Here is a 17,311-nt window from a genome sequence, read left to right as displayed (position 1 = left end):
TAGTATTTGAAATGATATGCCGGTCAAGGCAGGCTTCCGCACATCTATAGGGGGCCGAATGAGCGATCTGTCACAAAAAATCTCGGGCTATGACCTATGGCACCTCAAGCTGCCAGTGACCTCGCGGCGGGATCACGGCATTGGATCTGTCGAAGGCGTTTGTGAAATTGTTATCCTGCGGCTGACATCCGAGGACGGCTCGCAAGGGTATGGCGAAGCATCGCCCTGGTCAGTATTCACCGGCACGCCAGAGGCAACCTTTGCTGCGCTTGATCGGTATCTGCGCCCACTTGTTTTGGGCGCAAAGGTCGGCGACAGATCCGCGATCATGGCGCGCGCCGCATATGCTGTGGCGCATTGCACCGAGGCCAAAGCCGCACTGGAAACCGCGCTGCTGGATCTTACAGGCCGGATCAGTAACGTGCCCGTTTGGTCCTTGTTGGGCGGGAAATGCCGGGACGCAATCCCGCTGAGTTGTTCCATCGCCAACCCTGATTTCTCGCAAGACGTCGACCTGTTGGCACGGTTGCAGGACGATGGTGTCCGGATTGTCAAACTCAAGACCGGGTTCAAGGATCACGCCTTTGACATCATGCGGCTGGAATACCTGGCCCAGAACTGCCCCGAGATTTCGGTGCGCGTGGATTATAACCAAGGGCTCAACATCGAGGATGCCCCGGCCCAGGTCCGCGACGTCGCCCGGTTCGATCCGGATTTCATCGAACAGCCCATGCGAGCCCATCACTTCGGCATGATGGCCAAGCTGCGCCAAATGACAGATGTGCCTTTGCTGGCAGACGAGAGTGTGTTTGGCCCCGAAGACATGGAGCGTGCAGCCCGCGAAGGCATTTGCGACGGTGTTTCCGTCAAGATTATGAAATCCGGCGGCCTGACACGCGGTCAGACTGTTGCGCGTATTGCGGCGGCTCACGGCCTGACAGCCTATGGTGGCGACATGTTCGAGGCTGGCCTGGCCCATTTGGCCGGCACGCACATGATTGCCGCGACACCAGAAATCACTCTGGGCTGTGAGTTCTATCAGGCGTCGTATTTCCTGAAAAAGGACATATTGGAAGAACCGTTCCAGATCAGGAACGGACAGGTGTGCGTGCCGGATGGTCCTGGGCTAGGCGGCAAACCAGACTTGGACAAACTGAACCACTACGCAGTTTCAAAGGCGGTGGCGGCGTGAGCGAGAAGAAGACCATAGCCATCATCGGGGCTGGAATTGTCGGAGTCTCCGCGGCTATCTGGCTGCAGCGCGACGGTCACGATGTGATTTTGATCGATAAGGCCGGGCCTGGCGAAGGAACCTCGCATGGCAATGGCGGCGTGCTTGCGTCATGCTCTATCGTGCCTGTGACGGTTCCGGGACTGCTCGGCAAAGCGCCGAAGATGCTGTTCAGCGCCTCTCAGCCACTGTTCCTGAAATGGAGGTACTTACCGAAGCTGTTGCCATGGCTAAGGCAGTATTTAAGCCATGCAAACGCCACAGACGTGGAGCGGATCGCAGCAGCCCTGACGCCCATCGTGGGCGACAGCCTGAACGACCACAAAGCGCTGGCCGCCGGAACTGGCGCTGACAAATGGATCGTCCCCAGCGATTATCTGTTCCTTTATGAAAACCGAGCCCATTTCGAAGGCGATGCCTTTGGTTGGGGCATTCGGCGTAAGCATGGCTTTGCGTGGGAAGAATTGGAGGGCAAGGCTTTCCACGATTACGATCCCGTGTTCAGTCAGGATATTGGGTTTGCGGCCAAGCTGTCAGACCATGGCCACATCACCGATCCGGGGCGATATGTCAAAGACCTAGCTGCACATGTTGAGGCGCAAGGAGGTCGGATCATCCAAGCCAATGTCGAAGACGTCACGCGCGAAGGCGGAAGCGTAACAGGCGTTCGCACGAGCGGTGAAACCATTGCGTGCGACACAGCTATCGTGACGGCAGGCGTCTGGTCAGAACCTTTGGCCAAGCGCCTGGGGGTTTCGGTCCCACTGGAAAGCGAACGCGGGTATCATCTTGAATTGGTGGAACCTTCTGCCATGCCGCGAAGTCCGGTCATGGTTGCATCGGGTAAGTTTGTTGCAACACCCATGGATGGGCGCATACGCTTGGCAGGCATTGTAGAGTTCGGAGGGCTGGATGCACCGCCCTCTCGCGCGCCGTTTGAATTGATGCGCAAGAATGCCCGGACAGCTTTCCCGGGCATAACATGGAAGGAGGAAGTGGAATGGATGGGGCACAGGCCCGCCCCGGCTGACTCGATCCCGATCATTGGCGACGTGCCCGGCATCAAGGGGGCCTACATGGGCTTTGGGCACCATCACATCGGCCTGACAGGCGGGCCAAAAACCGGACGCCTTTTGGCCCAGATGATCGCGGGCAGAACTCCAAACGCGGATGTCAGCGTCTACGCGCCGTCACGCTACGCAACATAAGAACAAGCTGATGAGAAACATCAGCGTTTCAAAATTCAATAGGGAGAAAACGATGAAAAAACTGACAAATCTTCTGGCAGCGACCGCTTTGACTGCAGCTGCAGCCGCACCGGCCATGGCGGAGAAATGGGACATGCCGATGGCTTATTCGGCGTCAAACTTCCACTCGGCCACAGGCGCGGAGTTCGCTAAATGCGTGACCACAGGCACTGGTGGTGAGATCGAGATCGTCACACACCCTTCCGGTTCACTGTTCAAGGGTGCCGATATCAAACGCGCAATCCAGACAGGGCAGGCCCCGATTGGTGAACGTCTTCTATCCGGCCACCAAAACGAAAACGCGCTGTTTGGCTTTGACTCCATCCCCTTCCTCGCAACCTCGTTCGACGACAGCGCCAAGCTTTGGGAGGCCGCCAAGCCTTCTATTGAAAAAGTACTGGCCGAACAGAACCTGACGTTGCTTTACGCTGTGCCGTGGCCGCCTCAGGGTCTGTATTTCAAGAACGAGGTAAACTCGGTCGCTGACATGAAGGGCATCAAGTTCCGCTCATACAACAATGCGACCTCGCGACTGGCCGAGCTGACCGGGATGCTACCGGTGACGATTGAAGCGGCGGAAATCAGTCAGGCCTTTGCAACGGGTGTGGCGGATTCGATGGTGTCGTCTGGATCGACCGGTTATGACCGCAAAGTCTGGGAAAGCCTGAACTATTTCTACGAAGTCGATGCGTGGTTGCCGCGTAATTACGTGATGGTCAATTCTGATGTCTGGTCTGGTGTGTCTGATGCCAACAAGAACGTCATCAAGGGCTGTGCAGAGCTGGCAGAGTACGCAGGCAACTGGCGCGCTAAGGAATATACCGGGTTCACACTGCAGGGTTTGCGGGATGGCGGTATGACTGTTGGTCCGGCCTCTGAACAGATGACCAACGAGCTGAAAGAGATCGGCGTGACCATGACCAACGAATGGCTGGAAGCTGCCGGTGACGAAGGCAAAGCCATCGTCGACGCCTTCAACGCGTCTCAGTAACCTTTCGATTTGGGCGGCGGTTCATCCGGCCGCCCTTTTCGCATCCAATCAAAAAACAGCGGGGACAGCATGGCGGTTTTGCGAGGGCTTCGGTCCGTACTCGACTTCATCTATCTGGCGGCAGGGGTTTTAGCGGCACTCAGCCTGATCGCCATTCTGTTGCTGATCGTCGTGCAGATGCTTGCCCGCTGGACCGGTGAAGTGTTTCCCGGAGCACCCGACTATGCGGGTTACGCGATGGCCGCAGCATCCTTTCTGGCCTTTGCCAATGCACTGAACCGGGGCAGTCATATCCGGGTTTCCATCCTTCTGAACGCCGTTCCGGATGGGGTAAGGCGTATTCTGGAGGTCTGGTGCTTCGCCATCGGCACCGCTGTCATGTGGTATTTTTGCTGGTACGCATATCGCTTTGTCTATTGGAGCTGGAAGTTCAACGACATTAGCCAAGGCCAGGACCGAACTGCCCTTTGGATCCCACAATCCGCGATGCTGTTAGGCGCAGTCATTCTGGCCATTGCACTGACTGATCATTTAATCCACGTGCTTTTCAAGGGCGAACACCGCATCGTCCGCGATCTCGCCGATCAGAGCCACGGAGAGTAACTCATGGAAAACCTCTCTGTCATCATCCTCTTTCTCTTTGTTCTTTTCACTTTGCTGGGCACCGGCGTCTGGGTCGGGTTGGCCCTGATGGGCGTTGCCTGGGTCGGGATGGAACTGTTCACCACCCGCCCCGTCGGGGACGTGATGATCACCACCATCTGGTCGGCGTCGTCGTCGTGGACCCTGACCGCACTGCCCATGTTCATCTGGATGGGTGAAATCCTGTATCGAACGCGATTATCGGAAGACATGTTCAAGGGCCTGTCCCCGTGGATGGCCCCTTTGCCAGGCGGGCTGGTACACACCAATATCGTTGGTTGCACGGTTTTTGCAGCCGTCTCGGGCTCTTCAGCAGCCACGCTGACAACTGTTGGAAAGATGTCGATCCCCGAACTGCGCAAGCGCAATTATCCCGAACGCATGATCATCGGAACATTGACCGGCGCGGCGACACTCGGGCTGATGATCCCGCCCTCGCTGACCCTGATCGTCTACGGTGTGACAATCAATGAATCCATCACCAAGCTGTTCTTTGCCGGGATCCTTCCCGGTCTGGTTCTGGCGGCGATGTTCATGGGATACGTGGCGATCTATTCCAAACTCGGCAAAGACTGGAGCCCCAATACCGAAGCCAAGCTGAGTTTCTCAGAAAAGATCAAGAACTCTCGCTTCCTGCTGCCTGTAATCCTTTTGATCATGGTGGTGATTGGGTCGATGTATCTGGGATATGCCACCGCAACCGAGGCCGCGGCTTTTGGGGTCATCGGCGGGCTGCTGTTGGCGGCAGGTCAGGGATCTTTGAGTTGGAAAACCTTTACCGAAAGTCTGATGGGGGCCACGCGCACCAGCGCGATGATTGCGCTCATTCTGGCGGGCGCGGCGTTCCTTTCGCTGTCCATGGGCTTTACAGGCTTGCCGCGTGGTCTGGCCGATTTGATTGCCGGTTGGGAACTGACCCGGTTCGAACTGCTCATGGTGCTGCTGATTTTCTACATTATTCTGGGTTGTTTTCTGGACGGCATCTCTTCGGTCGTACTGACAATGGCGGTGGTCGAGCCCATGATCCGTGACGCCGGGATCGACCTAATCTGGTTCGGCATCTTCATCGTGGTCGTCGTCGAGATGGCGCAGATCACGCCTCCGATCGGGTTCAACCTGTTCGTCATGCAGGGCATGACCAACCACGAGATGAGCTATATCGCGCGGGCCGCCATTCCAATGTTCCTGATCATGGTTCTGATGGTCTTCATCCTGATCTGGTTCCCTGATCTCGCGACTTGGCTGCCTGAGAACCTAAGACAAAGCCCGGGCGGATAAGGCGGCTTTGAACCCGCTTCATCTGGCCGCGCGCCATGGACCTTATGTTCTGATCGGCGGATTGGCAGCAGGTCTTCTGTTGCCATCTCTGGCGGAACCAATGCGAAACCTGCTGGCCCCTTTGGTCATCCTTTTGCTTTTCGTGACTTTGCTGAGGATGGACCCCAAAGCCATCGTTGGGTCATTGAGTGACCTGCCCAACGTCGCGCTAACTGTTGTCGGATTTCAGCTGGTGACGCCGATGATCGTCATAGCATTCGGATATGCCTGTGGGTGGATCGGAGCGCCAGTGCTTCTATGCCTGCTGATCATGACGGCGGCTCCGTCCATTTTAGGCAGCCCGAATATGTGCATGATGATGGGTCACGCACCGGAACACGCGATGCGACTGATGGTTGTCGGAACGGCTCTGTTGCCTTTTACCGCACTGCCCATTTTCCTGCTCATGCCCGAGCTTGGCGATATTCAGTCGGTTTTAGAGGCTGGCTTGCGTCTTTCACTTACAATTTTAGGTGCAACCGGTGCCGCCATGTTCGTACGAAAGACGGTCCTGCGCGCGCCTTCGCAATCCACATTGCTAAGTCTTGAAGGATTGGGAACGCTTACGCTGGCTATATTTGTCATTGGCCTGATGCCGTCGGTCAGCGCAACAGCGTTGGAGAATCCGGCTTTGGCAGCATTCTGGATCGCCTTTGCCTGTCTGGCCAACTTTGGCGCGCAAATTGTCATGTTTCATTTGACGCAAAGCAGGCTTCCCGCTGCACGGGCAGCGGCAGTTTCATTGATCGCTGGTAACCGAAACATCGCGATCTTTTTTGTAGCCCTGCCGCCCGAGGTGACTGCGCCAATCATGGCCTTCATCGGTGCTTATCAGATACCCATGTACCTCACGCCCATGATCATGCGGCGCTTTTACGGTGGTGAGACCCCTGATGGCCGTTCGACGTAAAGTCTGATCAAACGCGCGGAAGCAAAAAATCGTCCCGGCAAACACCCCGATCCGATTCAAAAAGAACGATTTGAAGGTCAACACAGACAAGCGCGTCGCTTCCGGTGCTTTGCCAGAACCTGCGCTAACCTTCCATGCCGGGGTAACAGCCAAGACTAATCCGCATAGATCGATCGGGGAGAGCTCAGTCTTTTTGCGGTGCCTTGAACAGGTCTTTGCGCAAGGTCATCAACGCACTTGGGTCGATTTTGGCCTGAATAACCGTTGTTTCATTCGACGCGATAGCCTTTTGCAACGCCGGGCCCATGCCACCGGGCCCATCGACCCATATACCTTTCCCACCACATAGTTCGGCAAATTTGTCGAAACGGGGCGATTGGATTTCTGCACCCAGCAAACGGCCTCCGTAAAACTCTTGCTGATAAGCCTTTTCCGCTCCCCAAGCCTGATTGTCCAAAACAACGATGGTGATTGGCAGATTGTGCTGAATGGCTGTCTGAATCTCGATCATCGTATAGCCGACGGCCCCATCCCCCATCACAGCCACGACAGGGCGATCTGGCGTAGCAGCCTTGGCCCCGATTGCGGCGGCAAGACCAAAGCCGACAAGGCCAAAATCCAAAGGTGTGATCAGAGACATCGGTGCATAGTGGGCCAGCCGGTCAGCGGCTTGCAGACAAGTGTTGCCCGTGTCCAGCGTTACGATCGCGTCTTCAGGCAAAGTCGCGCGGATTTCGGCCAGAGCACGGCGCGGGTGCATAGGCAAGCTGTCCAGCTCTGCCTCCGCCGCGCGCTCGGTTGCGAGGTCGGACATGCCAGACCGAAACGCTTCGCGCCACGGATCGCAATCCGGGCGCGTTGCTGTATCTGTCAAAGCTTCGGCAGTCAGGCGGGCATCGCCCTGTGCCGCGATCTCGGCGGGGAAATAACGGCCAACCGCTGCGCCTTCGATATCGACATGGGCAATCCGGGTATCTGCCCCGACATAGTCGTTGGAATGAAAGGTCGAGTTGAACCCAAGCCGGGCTCCGAGAACCACCATGACATCCGCCTCGCGCGTCAGCCTGCTGGCGACCACATTGCCACGTGGCCCGGCTTGCCCTGAAAACCACGGGTGGCCGTGGGGCATGACATCGGCATGGCCGGTTGATGCGACGACCGGAACCTCAAGCTTTTCGGCCAACGCCGTCAAAGCGTCGCGCCCGTCCCCCCATTTGAAGCCCCCACCGGCAAAGATCACCGGCCTTTCGGCCCCAGATAGCAGCTTGGCAATGGCGGCGACGTCCGACGGTGCGGCAGGGCCGGGGCGCGCGATGTTCACCCGGGTCGGCTCAAAAGCTGGTATCTCAGCGGCAAACAAGTCACGCGGGACATGCAGCACCACTGGTCCGCGTCGGCCAGTGTTGGCCAACCGGATGGCGTCTTCCAGCATCGGTGCCAGCCGCGCCGGATCTGTCACCATGACCGAACGCTTGGAAATAGGTGCAAACAACGCGACCTGATCTATTTCCTGAAACGTATCCTTGCATTGATCGGCACGGGTGATCGCTCCGGCAATCACCACAAGTGGGGAATAGGCCAGTTGCGCCTCGGCCACTGCTGTCACGATGTTGACCACGCCGGGCCCTGCCTGCGCCCCCAAAACCACACCGGGTTTGCCCGTCATCCGCGCCCAGGCATCAGCCATGTGGCCCGCAGCACGTTCGTCCCGCGCTCCGACATAGGCGATCTGACCGCCTTTATACATGGCATCATAGAGTTCCAGCATCGAGCCGCCCAGCAGGCCGAAAACGGTATCGATGCCGTTGGCTTTCAGAACGCGATAGGCGGCTTCTCCGCCGTTGATGGTGGTCATGTTCAGTCTCCGGAAATTTGGCGTTCAATCTGGCGGGCAAAGCGCAGCAACCGCGCGTCCGACCCTTTCGGACCGGTGATGTGAAGACCCACGGGCATACCGTCCGAGGACTGCCCCATGGGGATGGAAATCGATGGAAGCTCCATTGTCGGTGTCAGAGTCACCGTGCACCAGTCTTCGGTGATTTCCCCGTCTCGCAGGTCTGCGCTGAACGGTAATCCGGTTGCGGTAGGCCAAAGGGCAAAATCATAGTGGGCGAAGAATGTAGCAACAGAGTCCCAGACATGACGGCGTGTCGTCTGATAGGCGATCAGATCGGCAAAGCTTTGCCGTTCTCCCTGTGCGCAAGCCGTGCGATAGCTGTCTGTGGCCAGCGTCATGTCGGGATCGAGCGCCGCGCGAATTTGCAGGGCACATTGGCCCCGAATGATGTCGCCATATGCAATCAGCGGCGCAAGGTCCGGGGCCGTATCTTCATCGACACGCCAGCCCAAAGCGCGGCAAACATCTGCGATTGGTGCCAAGGCCGCCTGAACCGATGGCTCAACACTTGCCCCGAAGGGCGAAAGGCTCAACGCCACGCGGCCCGCAGTCAGCGGGGTATCAATCTCAACCGGGTCCGGGTAAGCGCCGGTGTATGCCAAAGGCTGGTTGGGCGTCGGGCCTTGCATCACACTCAGCATCAAAGCGAGGTCCGAAACCGTACGCGCCATCGGGCATGGCACGGACAAACCGTCAAACGGGGCCGGGTTCGGGTCCATGGGAACCAATCCCGATGTTGGCCGCAGACCGACGACACCGCACCATGCAGCAGGTGTGCGGGCACTGCCGCCAAGATCCGAGCCATCAGCAAGGGCAACCATGTTGGCCGCCAACGCGGCAGCCGCGCCACCAGAACTGCCCGCAACCGTCTTTTCGGGGTTCAATGGATTACGCGTCGTGCCCGATACAAAGTTCGTGGTCTGGCCAGAAAATGTGAACTCGGGCGTGTTTGTCTTGCCAACGATCACCGCACCTGCCGCCCTCAGACGCGCGACGTGGAGCGCGTCACTGGACGGGACATGGTCAGAAAAGCTCTTTGATCCATGCGTTGTGCGCAGACCGGCGGTATCAAAACAGTCTTTGATCGCGACCGGCAACCCGTGCAGTGGCCCTGCGAACTGCCCCCGTGCGGCCATCTTGTCCAACTCATCAGCACGGACGCTGGCAGCGTCCCAATCCAGCGTGACAAAGGCGTTCACACCGGCTGTATCGCCTTCGATGCGCACGCGGTAGGTTGCCAAAACCTCCGAGCTACTCAGGGTTCGTTTACGCAGGTCTCCCGCAAGTTCGATGGCCGACTTCTGAGTGATATCTATCGGTTGCAGCAAGAGTTATTCCTCGGATCGGGGTCGCAAATTCTGCGGATCGAAGAGCGCATCTTGATGTACCGTAACCGGGATGTCACGATTTAGAATTCGAACGCTGAGGCCCGTTTGCGGGGTGCCCTTGCGAACAAACAACCACCCCAGGGACTTGCCGATCGTATAGCCATACCCACCCGATGTGGTCAGGCCCACAGGCTGATCGTTCAGCAACACCGGTTCGCCACCATGAATGTCGATGTCTTCTGAGTGCAGCTCTGCATAGAATAGCTGCCATGCCGGATCTCGGCTGAGCAGCGCATTGCGGCCCAGAAAATCGCGTCCTTCGCTCACGACAAAGCGTTCGAGGCCGACGTCAAGCGGGCCGACATCCGTGGTCAGATCCCCGCTGGCGCGATAAGCCTTTTCCATACGCATCCCGTTGAACGCGTAAGAACCCAGATCCGTCAAACCGTGTTTGGACCCGGCTTCGAAAAGCGCGTCGTAGATTGCACCAATCTGATCCAGCGGCGCGTGCAATTCCCAGCCCAATTCTCCGACAAACGAAACGCGCAGTGCATAGCAAGACATGCCTGCAACGCGGATTTCCTGCCCAGATAACCAAGGGAAAGCGCGATTGGACAGATCAACGTCTGTCAGTTCAGACAGGATACGGCGGGTCGCGGGGCCTGACAGTGCCAGCATCCCCCAATCTGCCGAGCGGTTGATCATCGTCACATCCTCGCCGGGTCGGATGTGGGACTTGATCCAATCGAAATCCGGTGTGGCGCGGGCAATGGGGGAACCTGTGAAGAACCGGTCTTCGGCCATGCGCCAGATCGTGATTTCTGTCTCGAACCTTCCCTGCGCCGTCAGCAAATGGTTCAGGCTCATCCGCCCGTCTTTCGAAGGTATTCGGTTGGCCGACAGCCGGTCCAGCAAAGCGCCCGCATCCTTGCCCGAGATCTCGAACTGGGCAAAAGCGCAGAGATCGATGACACCCGCGGCATCGCGCGTCGCTTTTGCCTCGGCCGTCGCATTTGCATGCCACGGCTGATGACCCCAGCCGATCTGTTCTGCTTCGCCTACTCCACCGAAATAGCGCGGACGCTCCCAACCGGCGACTTCTCCGAAAACTGCACCCTTGGCGGCAAGGCGGTCATACAGTGGGTGTTTTTTCAGCGGCCGAAGGCTGTGGAACTGCTTACCCGGGCAAGGCGTGTCATGGCGGCGCATGAACTCGTCCTTGGTGCGCTCGACAATGAAATTATCCGAGGCGAAATCTCCGTATCGGCGCGGGTCGAAACCGCGGGTGTTGATTTCGGCTTCACCATGCACCATCCAATCGGCCAGCACTTTGCCCGCGCCGCCGCCCCAGGCCAGCCCGATGGACGAGCCGCAGGACAACCAGACATTCGGCGCGCCCGATGGCCCGACCAGCATTCCGCCATCAGGTGTGTGCGTGATTGCCCCACGCACGACGCGTTTGATGCCAAGATCAGCCAGAATTGGCATTTTGTCGAAAGCCACCATCAGGAAATCGCCAATCGAGTCGTAATCGGCCTGGAACAGCTCATTCTCCGCCGCCCAAGGCGCGCCTTCGGGCATTTCCCAGACCGTTGGGCAGACATGGCCTTCGTAAATTCCGATCAAGCCGGATTTCTGCTCCTGCCGGATGTAACCGCCAAAGGCATTGTCCCGCATCACGGGCAATTCCGGACGGTCGGCGAACTGTGGTACGGTGTCCGTCACAAGATAGTGGTGAAGGCACGACACCGAGGGGATTTTCAGCCCGAACCACTCCCCCACCTGATTGGCGTAAGACCCAGCGGCAATCACCACATGTTCGGCCAGCACATCGCCTTTTTCGGTGCGCAACAGCCACATATCGCCTTTGCGGGACGCCCCGATCACCCGGTTGTGCCGTTCAATCCGGGCGCCGCGCGACCGGGTTGCAGCAGCCAGCGCCATGGTCACGCTTGAGGGGTCGATATGACCATCCTCGTAAGTGCGCACCGCAGCTTTAACGTCGTCGACTTTGTAGAAGGGATTAACCTGCGCCACCTCTTCCGGGCCGATCAGATCCATTGGCAGATCCAACAGCTTGCCCACGCCCATGATCGACTTCATCCAATCGACTTCATCGTCGGTAGTGGCAATCCGGATGCCGCCGACTTCGTGCCAACCTATGCTCTGTCCGGTTTCGGCCTCGACCCGTTTATAGGTTTCGATGGAGGTTTTGTTGATCCACCCCATCAGGCGACTGCCTACCGCATGGGCAATCTGTCCGGCCGCGTGCCAAGTGGAACCGCTGGTCAATTCGACCTTTTCAAAAAGGATCGTGTCAGTCCAGCCATTCTCGGCCAGTTGAAACTGCGCGGCCACGCCCATGATACCGCCGCCAATGATCGCCACTTGGGTGGATTGGATCGTGTCGCTCATGCAAAAGCTACCTTTACGGGTTTGAGAGAGGCTTTGGCTGTGTAACGGGCGCACGCGATTTCGACTTCGAACCCGTCCAAAACGTCTTGCGTTTCAAGCAGGTCCAAAGGCGCGTTGATCAGGCCAAGCGCCACGGAACGACCAAACCGGTAGCTCCATGTGGCTGAGGTGATCTGCCCCACGACCTTGCCGCCAAAGTAAATGGGTTCATCATGCAGCGGGATCGCTGCGGGATCGTCGAACAGAATCGAAACGATGCGCCGTTCGGGCTTGTGATCCCGTAAGGCGGCTTCGCCCACAAAACCCGTGCCCATGGCGCAAAACGCACCTAGCCCGGCTTCAAGCGGCGTGGTGCCCGGTGTGAGTTCGTGACCGAATGCCCGAAAACCGCTTTCGATGCGCAACGATCCACTTGCGTAAAGACCCGCATGGCTTGCGCCTGCGGCGACCAGCGCCTCATAGGCAGCCATGGCCATGTCGGCAGGGATGTAAAACTCAAAGCCCTCTTCCCCGGTAAAGCTCAGCCGACCTGCCCAACCCCGGGCCAAACCAATCTCGACGGGTGCAAAGCAGAACCGCTTGAGGTCCGGGACAGCCGCGTTTGTCGTGGCCTGCAACACGTCTCGGGCCCGTGCACCAGCAAGGCCCAGAATGGCATACCCGCTGGTAACATCCGTGAACTCCGCTAGGTAATCACCTCTTGTGTCCCGCATCCGCTGCATCACACGAACGGTTTCATTGGCCCCGACGATCAGCAGATATGTTTCTTGCCCATGCCGCTGAACGGTCAGATCGCTTTCCACACCGCCCTTCGCATTCAGGATCTGGGTATACGCAATGCGCCCCTCGGGCACGTCCATCTGCGCGGCGCAGAGCCGGTTCAAAAAGGCGCTGGCATCCGGCCCCTGCACCATGATTTTACCAAAGGCGCTTTGATCCAGAATGGCCGCGCCCGATCGGCAGGTTTCGACCTCTTGCCCGACCTGTTCGCGCCATGCAGGCGCGCCGAAGGTCAGTGGCAGATGGGCAGCTTCGCCCCCGAAATGCACGGCACGTTCCCAGCCGCCCCGCGCTTCGAACCGCGCCCCGGCGGCGACGAGACCGGCATGGATTGGCGAACGACGCTGACCCCTTGCGGTCTCCATCGCGCGACCGAGAAACGGATTGTCATAGTGGCGTCCAAGAACTTCAGGAATACGGGCTTCCAACGCGCCCAGAACGTTCATTTCGGGGCTGAAGCGGCGAATGTCGGCCTCGTTCAACTCCATCGTCGGCTCTCCGGCGATGATCCATTCGGCCATGGCTTTGCCTGCCCCACCTGCCAGAGCAATTCCGGTCGAATTCATCCCTCCCATCAGAAACAGCCCCGGCACTTCGGGGCTTTCGCCCAGCATGAATTGGCTGTCGAGCGTGAAGCTTTCCGGGCCGTTCAGCAACATCCGAACCTCGGCCTGTTCCAGTGCCGGAATGCGGCGCAGTGCGTTTTCTATCATCGGCATGAAATGATCCCAATCCTCGTCCAGCAGATCGAACGAGAAATCGGCGGGCAGCCGATCCAGCGGCAGGCCTTTGGCATGGGGTTCGAACGAGCCAACAAGCAGCCCTTCGACATCGTCGCGGGCATAGAGAAACGCATCCTGATCGTTCAGCGTTGGCAGATGCGCGCCTTTGCCAAGGGCCTGAACCTCGGGCAAGGGCTTGGTCAGAATGTAGAAATGTTCACAGGCATAAAGCGGCATATGCGCCCCGGCCATGGCCGCGACCTCACGCGACCAAAGCCCACAGGCGATCACAACCTCGTCGGCCTCGATCACATGGTCACCGACCTCGACGCCCGATATCCGCCCGCCTATCTTTTGCAGCCCAGTCACGCGGGTATCTTCAAAGATCTGAACCCCTCGTGCCCGTGCACCCTTGGACAGCGCAAGGGCCACGTCGGAGGGGTTGACCCGTCCGTCCGACGGCGACCAAACCGCGCCGATCACGTCATCGACCTCAATCAGCGGCCACAAGTCCTTGGCACGGGCGGCATCCACAACTTCGGCCTCAAGCCCAAAGGCGCGGCCAAGCGAGACCTGACGTTTGATGTTCGTCAGCCGGTCCTGGTTGGTGGCCAGCGTCAGCGAGCCGGTTTGGGTCCATCCCGTGGCTTGCCCGGTTTCACGTTCCAGTTCTCCATAAAGGTCGATGGAATAGTTGATCAGCTTGGTCAGTGTCGCCGACGGGCGCAAACGCCGCACCAGACCAGCCGCATGCCACGTCGTGCCGCTGGTCAGTTTCGAGCGTTCCAGAACGACAATATCTTTCCGACCTTCGCGGGCCAAATGATAGGCAATCGAACAGCCGATGACGCCGCCACCAATGATGACGGTGCGGGCATGGGTGGGCAATGTCATGACAGCACTCCGTCGCGGACCATATCCGAAATAGTGTCGCGGAAAAGTGCGACCGCCTCGTCAATCAGGCCGGGTGTATGCGGCAGGCCAGTCACGCAGGAGGTGAAAGACATGAAATCCACGCCTCTCTCTAACAACCCGTCACGCAAGCTTTTGACGACAGCGGGCGGCGTTTTTCGGATTTTTGCGGCATCCAGCCCTTCAATGGATCGTCCACCGAAATAGAGGTGGCAGGTCGAGCTGTCGCCATAAGCCAGTGCTTGCACGTCCAGCTCACTGAAAGCTGCGTTGAAGCCATCCCGCAGACGCGCGGCCATTGCATCGGCATGGGCCTGAACGTCGCCGGTCGAAAGGATTTCCATCGCCTTAACCGCCCCCGAAGCCACCAAGGGGGCCGCGTTGAAAGTGCCTTTGTGTCCGACCGGAGGCGATAGCCCTTCACGGGTCTCGCCGGGGCTGAGCAGATCCATGACGTGAGCCCGACCAACAACCGCCCCGCCCGGCAGACCACCAGTGACGATCTTGGCCAATGTTGTCAGATCCGGCGTCACCCCATCTCGCGCCTGACGGCCGCCCGGCGACCAGCGTAGACCCGTGATCACCTCATCAAAAACAAGCACATGGCCCGTTCTTTCGGTCAAGGTTCGCACCCCCTGCAAAAAACCGTCCGGCAGAGGGACCGATCCATAATTTGCGCCGGAGGCTTCGACAAAGACGGTTCCGATCTGTGGATCGCTGTCCAGCAGGTCGGCGACGGCGTCCAGATCCGGCGGGGATACCACCGTCAGGTCGGTCACAGCCTGCGGTATACCCAGACTCGGCGCTGTGTTGGTGCCGGGTTTGGCACCTTTCATCAACATGTCATGCCAGCCGTGGAAATGGCCGTCGATACGCAGTACTTTATCACGACCCGAGTACGCCCGACCCAGCCGCAGAGCAAGCATTGTCGACTCTGTACCAGACCCCGTGAACCGCACCCGTTCGGCAGAGGGGAACAGGCGGGCCAGCCATTCGGCCCATTCGACCTCAATCGGATGACAGTCTGCGGTGTAGGGCATCCTCTCCATCTGACGGGCCACTGCTTCAGCAATCTCAGGGTGGGCATGACCCAGAATCTGACTGGCCGCACCCAGCTTGAAATCGATGTAACGCTTGCCGTCCACATCCCATTTCTCGGCCCCTTTGGCGCGGTCGAAATAGATCGGATACGGGGTTTTGTAACGCAACTCGTGACTGACGCCGCCAGGCATAACCGCACGGGCGCGGGCGCTTAGGTTTTGACTTTTCATGAGGATCTGCCGGTTTCCTGTCGTGTCAGACGGATGTCGAAACGCGTGCGCAACGCGCGGTCAACGTCGTCGGGAATGTGCTGTGGAAAGTGATTGGACAAAATCTCGCGCGCTTTTTCCCGAGCAACATCGCCGACAGGCTGAGAGCCGTCTTCCTGCCATTCCCGCGGCGTCCTGCGGTCACCGATTTCAGGATAGAAATAGTCTGATTTCATCCTGTTGAATGTATGCTGTTCGCCCAAATAATGCCCCTCGCCCCGGCAAACATCGGCAATCACGTCGGCAGCGATGTTTTCAGGCGTGGCTTCGATCCCGCGCAATGTACGCAGGATATTACCCAGCATGTCATTGTCACTGACATAAGCCGCATGGCTGACACCCAGCAAGCTGGCCTGCATCCCGGCCGCCTGTGTCACAATGTTCGAACCCGCATGGGCAGCCATGGTCACGGCAAGCGATTTTTCGGCCCCGTATTGCGCATCCAAACATTTGGCATCGGTAATGCCCGCAATAGAGGAGGTTGGCAGATCGAAATGCCGCCCCATCTGTGCAGCGCCCGCCATGAGGATCGCCTGCTCCCCTCCGCCGCCGCACATAGAGCCGGTGCGCAGATCCGCAACCAAAGGTTTTGGTGCAAAGATCGCCTTGACCTCTGGGTCGACAAGACGGGCGAACACCAGCCCTGCCAGCGTTTCCGCAACGGCCTGAACCAATGAACCGGCAATGGTTGCCGGGCTGGTAGCACCGGCCTGTCCAGCGCTGATCAATTGAACCGGGAACCCGGCCAGAATTGCGGCTTCGAGAACTTCACACGCTTCTTCGGCAAAGCGCATGGGTGGCACGACGTGGCACACCATCACAGTCAAGAAAGGACGCGCGCGAAAGGCCTCTTCACTGCCGGCAATGGCATAACACAGCTGTGCGATCGCGGGCACATTGTCGGGCTCGGTGATCGAGATCGACACATGCTTGGACGTCCCCGCCAGACATGCATAAGCCGTGTTGAGATCCATAACCGCGTTGTCTTCGATATCCCGGGCAACCACTGAACGGCTGAAATGGTGGATATTGTCCATCTGGTCGACAATGCGGGCCGCGTCATACAGGTCAGCCAGTGTCGAGTCCCGATAGACGCCCGTGTCCAGATCAAAAACACCGGGGGCCGCGCCGCCACTGGACATGTGCGCGCGGGCCTGACTGATATCCAGATCATGTTCAGGAACTTGACCGCAAAGGCTAAAATCACGGTTTGCTTCGCTGATCGCCTGACGCACCAAAGCGCGGGGGAACTGCAAACGGTGGTCATCTGTCAATGACCCACCCGCAGCAACCACCTTTTCGATCATCGAAGGTATAGCCTGACTCAGGCCAAGCGTTTCCAGAAGGGTCAGCGCCGTTTCTTCAACCAGCGCGACCTCTTGGGGAGAAAGCGGCTTGAAACGCCCGCCACAGATACCTGGCCAAACAGGCGGGTTCGACTCGGGTTCTGTTGTTTGGGTGAGGCGCTGTTTGCGGCCACGCCTGCGCACTGTAGCGGTCATTTTACATGAGTCCAGATTACCTACTTGCCATGATTACAGCCCAAACAGCAGTTTACAAATGGTCTTTCCTCAGCGACTAGTAAGTTTCACTCATCATTAGGACGGTT

The 17,311-nt window shown here is 58.4% G+C and carries 12 protein-coding genes; 6 read left to right on the top strand and 6 right to left on the bottom strand.

The features are described from left to right. Window positions 1-58: 58 nt before the first annotated feature. The 6 genes from ACXADZ_RS21810 to ACXADZ_RS21785 all read left to right on the top strand — a co-directional run bounded on the left by ACXADZ_RS21810 (window position 59) and on the right by ACXADZ_RS21785 (window position 6,338). Window positions 59-1,192 carry an enolase C-terminal domain-like protein gene (locus ACXADZ_RS21810; RefSeq protein WP_475199886.1) on the top strand — a complete coding sequence of 378 codons (1,134 nt, stop codon included), beginning with the start codon at window positions 59-61 and terminating at the stop codon, window positions 1,190-1,192. Further along, entirely contained in the window at window positions 1,189-2,439 is a 1,251-nt protein-coding gene (locus ACXADZ_RS21805; protein WP_475199883.1) for an NAD(P)/FAD-dependent oxidoreductase, read from the top strand. Before ACXADZ_RS21810 ends, ACXADZ_RS21805 begins: the two co-directional genes overlap by 4 nt. A 52-nt stretch (window positions 2,440-2,491) precedes the next feature. Continuing rightward, window positions 2,492-3,469: a TRAP transporter substrate-binding protein gene (locus ACXADZ_RS21800; protein ID WP_171095086.1), complete on the top strand. Its 978-nt coding sequence runs from the start codon at window positions 2,492-2,494 to the stop codon at window positions 3,467-3,469. Window positions 3,470-3,538: 69 nt separating this feature from the next. Beyond that, complete coding sequence (locus ACXADZ_RS21795; RefSeq protein ID WP_171095088.1) at window positions 3,539-4,072, top strand: TRAP transporter small permease; 534 nt, start codon at window positions 3,539-3,541, stop codon at window positions 4,070-4,072. Between the two features lie 3 nt (window positions 4,073-4,075). Further along, window positions 4,076-5,389: a TRAP transporter large permease gene (locus ACXADZ_RS21790; protein WP_475199879.1), complete on the top strand. Its 1,314-nt coding sequence runs from the start codon at window positions 4,076-4,078 to the stop codon at window positions 5,387-5,389. 7 nt (window positions 5,390-5,396) lie between these two features. After that, window positions 5,397-6,338 carry a hypothetical protein gene (locus ACXADZ_RS21785; RefSeq protein ID WP_475199877.1) on the top strand — a complete coding sequence of 314 codons (942 nt, stop codon included), beginning with the start codon at window positions 5,397-5,399 and terminating at the stop codon, window positions 6,336-6,338. 184 nt (window positions 6,339-6,522) lie between these two features. Here ACXADZ_RS21785 and ACXADZ_RS21780 read toward each other — a convergent pair whose 3' ends face one another. Genes ACXADZ_RS21780 through ACXADZ_RS21755 form a run of 6 tightly spaced genes read right to left on the bottom strand, consistent with a single transcriptional unit; the run spans window position 6,523 to window position 17,204 of the window. Next, entirely contained in the window at window positions 6,523-8,193 is a 1,671-nt protein-coding gene (locus ACXADZ_RS21780) for a thiamine pyrophosphate-binding protein (RefSeq protein ID WP_475199874.1), read from the bottom strand. A 2-nt stretch (window positions 8,194-8,195) separates the two neighbouring features. Next, window positions 8,196-9,563: an amidase gene (locus ACXADZ_RS21775; RefSeq protein WP_475199872.1), complete on the bottom strand. Its 1,368-nt coding sequence runs from the start codon at window positions 9,561-9,563 to the stop codon at window positions 8,196-8,198. Between the two features lie 3 nt (window positions 9,564-9,566). Continuing rightward, the gene (locus tag ACXADZ_RS21770) at window positions 9,567-11,978 is read right to left on the bottom strand and encodes a GcvT family protein (protein ID WP_475199869.1); all 2,412 of its coding nucleotides are present in this window, start codon (window positions 11,976-11,978) and stop codon (window positions 9,567-9,569) included. Beyond that, window positions 11,975-14,374 (bottom strand): GcvT family protein, encoded by a 2,400-nt coding sequence (locus ACXADZ_RS21765; protein WP_475199866.1) that lies wholly within the window; start codon window positions 14,372-14,374, stop codon window positions 11,975-11,977. Before ACXADZ_RS21765 ends, ACXADZ_RS21770 begins: the two co-directional genes overlap by 4 nt. Further along, window positions 14,371-15,663: an aspartate aminotransferase family protein gene (locus tag ACXADZ_RS21760; protein WP_475199864.1), complete on the bottom strand. Its 1,293-nt coding sequence runs from the start codon at window positions 15,661-15,663 to the stop codon at window positions 14,371-14,373. Before ACXADZ_RS21760 ends, ACXADZ_RS21765 begins: the two co-directional genes overlap by 4 nt. Beyond that, window positions 15,660-17,204 carry a trimethylamine methyltransferase family protein gene (locus tag ACXADZ_RS21755; RefSeq protein ID WP_475199861.1) on the bottom strand — a complete coding sequence of 515 codons (1,545 nt, stop codon included), beginning with the start codon at window positions 17,202-17,204 and terminating at the stop codon, window positions 15,660-15,662. Before ACXADZ_RS21755 ends, ACXADZ_RS21760 begins: the two co-directional genes overlap by 4 nt. Window positions 17,205-17,311 lie beyond the last annotated feature (107 nt).

The sequence above is a fragment of the Ruegeria sp. ABM4_193 genome (assembly GCF_056158705.1).
This window is presented reverse-complemented; position numbering and strand designations above follow the sequence as displayed.

Bases quoted from the DNA above. Each gene is read 5' to 3' on its own strand.
- ACXADZ_RS21810 (WP_475199886.1), top strand. From the start codon at position 59: ATGAGCGATCTGTCACAAAAAATCTCGGGCTATGACCTATGGCACCTC.
- ACXADZ_RS21800 (WP_171095086.1), top strand. From the start codon at position 2,492: ATGAAAAAACTGACAAATCTTCTGGCAGCGACCGCTTTGACTGCAGCT.
- ACXADZ_RS21795 (WP_171095088.1), top strand. From the start codon at position 3,539: ATGGCGGTTTTGCGAGGGCTTCGGTCCGTACTCGACTTCATCTATCTG.
- ACXADZ_RS21790 (WP_475199879.1), top strand. From the start codon at position 4,076: ATGGAAAACCTCTCTGTCATCATCCTCTTTCTCTTTGTTCTTTTCACT.
- ACXADZ_RS21780 (WP_475199874.1), bottom strand. From the start codon at position 8,193: ATGACCACCATCAACGGCGGAGAAGCCGCCTATCGCGTTCTGAAAGCC.
- ACXADZ_RS21770 (WP_475199869.1), bottom strand. From the start codon at position 11,978: ATGAGCGACACGATCCAATCCACCCAAGTGGCGATCATTGGCGGCGGT.
- ACXADZ_RS21765 (WP_475199866.1), bottom strand. From the start codon at position 14,374: ATGACATTGCCCACCCATGCCCGCACCGTCATCATTGGTGGCGGCGTC.
- ACXADZ_RS21760 (WP_475199864.1), bottom strand. From the start codon at position 15,663: ATGAAAAGTCAAAACCTAAGCGCCCGCGCCCGTGCGGTTATGCCTGGC.
- ACXADZ_RS21755 (WP_475199861.1), bottom strand. From the start codon at position 17,204: ATGACCGCTACAGTGCGCAGGCGTGGCCGCAAACAGCGCCTCACCCAA.